The 5,701-nt window shown below is 72.2% G+C and carries 5 protein-coding genes; 2 read left to right on the top strand and 3 right to left on the bottom strand.

The features are described 5' to 3' along the window. The 3 genes from ACTUAL_RS00745 to ACTUAL_RS00755 form a co-directional block, all read right to left on the bottom strand. The coding region (locus ACTUAL_RS00745) for a 1-deoxy-D-xylulose-5-phosphate synthase N-terminal domain-containing protein (RefSeq protein ID WP_440898906.1) at positions 1-997 on the bottom strand (997 nt) is incomplete at its 3' end. 87 nt (positions 998-1,084) lie between these two features. Further along, on the bottom strand, positions 1,085-2,320 hold the full coding sequence (locus ACTUAL_RS00750; protein ID WP_440898907.1) for a class I SAM-dependent RNA methyltransferase: 1,236 nt from the start codon (positions 2,318-2,320) through the stop codon (positions 1,085-1,087). Continuing rightward, entirely contained in the window at positions 2,317-4,341 is a 2,025-nt protein-coding gene (locus ACTUAL_RS00755) for an APC family permease (RefSeq protein WP_096492120.1), read from the bottom strand. The genes ACTUAL_RS00750 and ACTUAL_RS00755 overlap by 4 nt, the downstream gene beginning before the upstream one ends. 83 nt (positions 4,342-4,424) lie before the next feature. On the opposite strand from ACTUAL_RS00755, the gene ACTUAL_RS00760 reads away from it, so the two are divergent. Both ACTUAL_RS00760 and ACTUAL_RS00765 read left to right on the top strand, forming a co-directional pair. Then, positions 4,425-5,087, top strand: coding sequence for a potassium channel family protein (locus ACTUAL_RS00760; RefSeq protein ID WP_440898908.1), 663 nt, complete (start codon positions 4,425-4,427; stop codon positions 5,085-5,087). Beyond that, on the top strand, positions 5,087-5,701 hold a 615-nt coding region (locus tag ACTUAL_RS00765; RefSeq protein WP_440898909.1), incomplete at its 3' end, for a potassium channel family protein. The genes ACTUAL_RS00760 and ACTUAL_RS00765, both read left to right, overlap by 1 nt.

A 5,701-nucleotide genomic window follows, 5' to 3' on the forward strand; every position in this document is an offset into this window, starting at 1 on the left:
CGCGGCCGATCTCCACGAGCGAGTCGGAGAACACGTGCGTCCAGGTGCGTCCGGCGGGCTTCACGTCCTCGCCGGTGATCGGGTCGATGACGCCGGTGGCGTGCATCTGGTCGGCCTCGTGGTTCTCGGCCGGGGCGAAGCCGTTGCCCTTGCGGGTGACGGTGTGCACGATGACCGGCCCGCCGAACGACTTGGCGCGGTGCAGCGCGGACTCCACGGCGGCGATGTCGTGGCCGTCGACCGGTCCGAGGTACTTCAGGCCGAGGTCCTCGAACATGGCCTGCGGGCTGATGGCGTCCTTGATGCCGCGCTTGGCGGCGTGCAGGGCGGCGTAGAGGGGCTTGCCCAGGATCGGGGCCGACTGGGGCGCGGCCTTGCCGCGCTCCAGCGCCCGCTCGTAGCCGGGCTGCAGGCGCAGGGAGGTGAGGTGGTCGGCGAGGCCGCCGATGGTGGGCGAGTAGGAGCGGCCGTTGTCGTTGACGACGATGACCACCGGGCGGTCGGTGCCGGAGGCGATGTTGTTGAGCGCCTCCCAGCACATGCCGCCGGTGAGGGCGCCGTCACCGACGAGCGCGACGACGTGCCGGTCCCGCTGGCCGGTGAGCTGGTAGGCCTTGGCCAGGCCGTCCGCGTAGGACAGCGCGGTGGAGGCGTGGCTGTTGCCCTCGACGTCGTGCTCGGACTCCTCGCGGGACGGGTAGCCGGACAGGCCGCCCTTCTTGCGGAGGGTGTCGAAGCCCTCGCGCCTGCCGGTGAGGATCTTGTGCACGTAGCTCTGGTGCCCGGTGTCGAAGACCACCGAGTCGTGCGGCGAGTCGAAGACCCGGTGCACGGCGATGGTCAGCTCGACGACCCCGAGGTTGGGGCCGAGGTGCCCGCCGGTGCGGGAGACCTTGTCGATCAGGAATCGGCGGACCTCGTCGGCCAGCGCGGCGAGTTGGTCGTGGTCAAGCCGTTTCAGGTCAGCCGGTCCGTTGACGGATTCCAGCAGCGACACCGCTTCCACCTCGTGTCCTGGGGGTTGGTCCTTGCTCGTCCGGCCAGTCTACGGACCACCCGTTGAGACGCCCTGCCTCGCGCCCGGTCAGTCACCGCGCGTGAACAGGGCGACGCACTCGACGTGGTGCGTCATGGGGAACGCGTCGAACGCCCTGAGCTGGGTCAACCGGTAGCCGTGCCCGGCGAGCAGGGCGACGTCCCTGGCCAGGGCCGCGGGGTCGCAGGCGACGTACACCACCCTGGTGGGACGGCGCGCGGCGACGGCGTCGAGGACCGCGGCGCCCGCGCCCTTGCGGGGCGGGTCGAGGACGACGACGGAGGGTGACCGCTCGGCGAGCGGCGCGCGGGTGACGGAGTCCTCCACCCGGCCCACGTGCCACTTCACCTGCGGCAGGTCGGCGAGGGCGCGCTGCCCGTCGCGGACGGCGTTCGCGGCGGACTCGACCACCTCGACGGAGCCGGTCTCGCCGACCTGGGCGGCCAGGACGGACGCGAACAGGCCAGCGCCGCCGTACAGGTCCCAGGCGTGGTCGCCGGGTTCGCAGGCGGCCCACTCGCCGACGACGCGGGCGAGGGTGTCGGCCGCGTGCGGGTGGACCTGCCAGAAGCCGTCGGCGCGCACCAGCCAGTCGCGGTCCGCGGCGCGCTCGACGGCGCCGCCGCTGCCCCTGCGCAGCTTGGACGGGCCGGGCGTGGGCCGCCTGCCGCCCCTGCGCTGGGCGGGGGCGATCTCGGTGACGTGCTGCTTGCCGGTGGAGTCGAGCGTGACGGCCAGCTCGGAGCCGGGCCGCCAGGCGCGGTCGAGCACGTCGTCCAGCGCGTGGGGCGCGGCGATCACGCAGTGGTCGACCGGGATGACGTCGTGGCTGTGGTGGCCGCGGAAGCCGGGCTTGCCGTCGCGGCCGACGGCCAGCCGCAGCCGGGTGCGCCAGTCGCGGTGGCCGCCGGGCAGCGGCTCGACCTCCACCTCGCGCTCCACGCCCGCGAGGCGCTGGAGCTGCTCGGCGACGACGGCGGCCTTGAGGTCGCGCTGGGCGCCCCAGGAGGCGTGCTGCCAGTCGCAGCCGCCGCACTTGCCCGGTCCGGAGAACGGGCACGGCGGGGTGACCCGGTCCGGGCTGGGCCGCAGGACCTCGACGGCGTCGCCCCGGCAGAACGAGCCGCCGTTGTCGGAGGTGATCAGGACGCGGACGAGCTCGCCGGGCAGCGCGTGCCGGACGAAGACCACCCGACCCTCGTGCCGGGCCACGCAGTGGCCGCCGTGGGCGACCGCCCCGACCTCGACCTCGACTACCTGCTTCAGCCAGGTTGTGGTGCTCACTCGCCGCTCCGGTTCTTCGCTCGCTGTTCGAGGTCGCGCTGGTCTAGGCCCCTGCGGACCTGGCCGGGAGCCAGCGCGTCGTCCCGGTGCGTCACCCGGTGGGAGGACGCGAGTTGCCACGGCACGCTGGTGACCATCACGCCGGGCTCGAAGAGCAGCCTGCCCTTGAGCCGCAGCGCGCTCTGGTTGTGCAGGATGGACTCCCACCAGCGGCCGACCACGTACTCGGGGATGAAGACGGTGACCACGTCGCGCGGGTTCGCGGTGCGGATGCGCTTGACGTAGTCCAGGACCGGCTTGGTGATCTCGCGGTAGGGCGACTCGACCACCTTCAGCGGGACCTTGAAGCCCTCCTTCTCCCACGCCCGCACCAGCTTGCGGGTGTCGCCGTCGTCCACGTTGACGGTGACCGCCTCCAGCACGTCCGGCCGGGTCGCCTTGGCGTAGGCCAGCGCCCGCAGGGTCGGCATGTGCAGGGTGGACACCAGGACGATCGCGTGGTTGCGGGAGGGCAGCAGCTTCTGCCGCTCCTCCTGGCGCAGCTCCTCGGCGACCCGGTCGTAGTGCCTGCGGATGGCGGTCATCAGGGCGTAGATGGCGGCCATGGCGGCGATCGCGATCCAGGCGCCCTTGGTGAACTTGGTCAGCAGCACCACGACCAGCACGGACGCGGTCATCGCCAGGCCGATGGCGTTGATGACCCTGGAGCGGAGCATCCGGGCGCGGCGCTCGGGGTCGTCCTCGTCGGCCAGCAGCCGGGTCCAGTGCCGGATCATGCCGAGCTGGCTCATGGTGAACGAGACGAACACGCCGACGATGTAGAGCTGGATGAGCTTGGTGACCTCGGCGTCGAACGCGACCACGAGCACGATCGCCGCGCCCGCGAGGAACACGATGCCGTTGCTGAACGCGAGGCGGTCGCCGCGGGTGTGCAGCTGGCGCGGCAGGTAGCGGTCCTGGGCGAGGATCGAGCCGAGCACGGGGAAGCCGTTGAACGCGGTGTTCGCGGCCAGCACCAGGATCAGGGCGGTGACGACGGCGATGAAGAAGAAGCCCGCGGGGAAGCCGTCGAAGACCGCGCCCGCGATCTGGGCGATCATGGTCTTCTGCTCGTAGCCCTCGGGGGCCCCGACGATCTGCTCCTCCGGGTGCTCGGCCATCCGCACGCCGGTGAGCTGGGCGAGGGCGATCAGGCCCATCAGCATCACGACCGCGACGCCGCCCATCATCAGCAGCGTGGTGGCGGCGTTGCGGGACTTGGGCTTGCGGAAGGCGGGCACGCCGTTGCTGATGGCCTCGACGCCGGTGAGGGCCGCGCAGCCGGAGGAGAAGGCGCGCAGGACCAGGAACACGAAGGCGAAGCCTGCGAGGTTGTCGTGCTCGGCGCGGATGACCAGGTCGGCGGACTCGGCGCGCATCTCGTCGCCGAGGACGAGCGCGCGCACCAGGCCGTAGCCGATCATCAGCAGCACGCCGCCCATGAAGGCGTAGGTCGGGATGGCGAAGGCGCCGCCGGACTCGCGGATGCCGCGCAGGTTCACGGCGGTGAGCAGGACGATCGCGACGACCGCGAACTCGACCTTGTGCGTGGCCACGAAGGGGATGGCCGAACCGATGTTGGCCGCCGCCGAGGAGATGGAGACCGCGACGGTGAGGATGTAGTCCACCAGCAGCGCGCTGGCGACCGTGAGGCCCGCCCTGCGGCCCAGGTTGACCGTGGCGACCTCGTAGTCGCCGCCGCCGGAGGGGTAGGCGTGCACGTTCTGCCGGTAGCTGGCGACCACGACGAGCATCACCAGCACCACGACCACGCCCACCCACGGGGCCATCGCGTAGGCCGACAGGCCGGCCACCGACAGCACCAGGAAGATCTCCTCCGGCGCGTACGCGACGGACGACATGGCGTCCGAGGCGAACACCGGCAGCGCGATCCGCTTGGGCAGGAGGGTGTGGGCGAGCCGGTCGCTGCGGAAGGGCCTGCCGACCAGCAGGCGCTTGGCCGCGGTTGCGAGCTTGGACACGGGGGGTAAGCGTACGGGGTCACCTCCCCTGCTCGGAGTAGTCGTGGGTAGGTTCTGCCGGAAGGCGTCGCTCAGGAGGCAACGTGCACGTGGTGATCATGGGATGCGGCCGGGTCGGCTCCTCCCTGGCCAAGGCGCTGGAGCGCCTCGACCACCAGGTCTCGGTGATCGACAAGGACGCGCAGTCCTTCCGCAGGCTCGGCCCCGACTTCCACGGGCAGCAGGTGGTCGGCAACGGCTTCGACCGGGCGGTGCTGGTGGAGGCGGGCATCGAGCGGGCGGGCGCCTTCGCCGCCGTGTCCAGCGGCGACAACTCCAACATCATCTCCGCGCGGGTGGCGCGCGAGACGTTCGGCGTCGAGGCCGTCGTGGCCCGGATCTACGACGAGCGGCGCGCGGCCGTGTACGAGCGGCTGGGCATCCCGACCGTGGCGACGGTGCCGTGGAGCACCGACCGGTTCCTGCGGATGCTGCTGCCGGAGGGGGCGTCCACGGCGTGGCGCGACCCGTCCGGGACGGTCGCGGTGCTGCCGCTGGACCCGCACGAGGACTGGGTGGGTCACCCGGTCAGCGAGTTCGAGTCGGTGACGGGCTGCCGGGTGGCCTTCGTCATGCGGTTCGGCACCGGCGTGCTGCCCGGCCCGAAGACGCTGCTCCAGGCCGACGACGTGGTGTACGTGGCCGCGCTGTCCGGCACCATCACCGACGTCGCCTCGGCCGCGGCCCAGGCCCCCGAGGAGGGCTGATGAGGATCGCCATCGCAGGCGCGGGCGCGGTGGGGCGCTCCATCGCGCAGGAGCTGGTCGCGGACGGGCACCAGGTGATGCTGATCGAGCGGGACCGGGCGCACTTCGAGCCGCACACCGTCGAGCAGGCCGAGTGGGTGCAGGCCGACGCGTGCGAGCTGTCCTCGCTGGAGGACGCCGGGCTCCAGCTGTGCGACGTGGTCATCGCGGCCACCGGGGACGACAAGGTCAACCTGGTGGTGTCGCTGCTGGCGAAGACCGAGTTCGCGGTGCGGCGGGTCGTGGCGCGGATCAACGTGCCCAGCAACGAGTGGCTGTTCACCAAGGCGTGGGGGGTGGACGTGGCGGTGTCGACGCCGCGCATCCTGTCCGCGCTGGTGGAGGAGGCGGTCACGGTCGGGGACGTGGTGCGGCTGGTGACGCTCCAGCAGGGGCAGGCGAACCTGGTGGAGATCACGCTCACCGAGGACACGCCGCTGGCCGGGACGCCGGTGCGGGACCTGGCGCTGCCCAGGGACGCGGCGCTGGTGACGATCCTGCGCGGCGGGCGGGTGATCGTGCCGACCCCGGACGACGCGCTGGAGGGCGGGGACGAGCTGCTGTTCGTGGCGGCG

It is taken from the genome of Actinosynnema sp. (genome assembly GCF_052038725.1).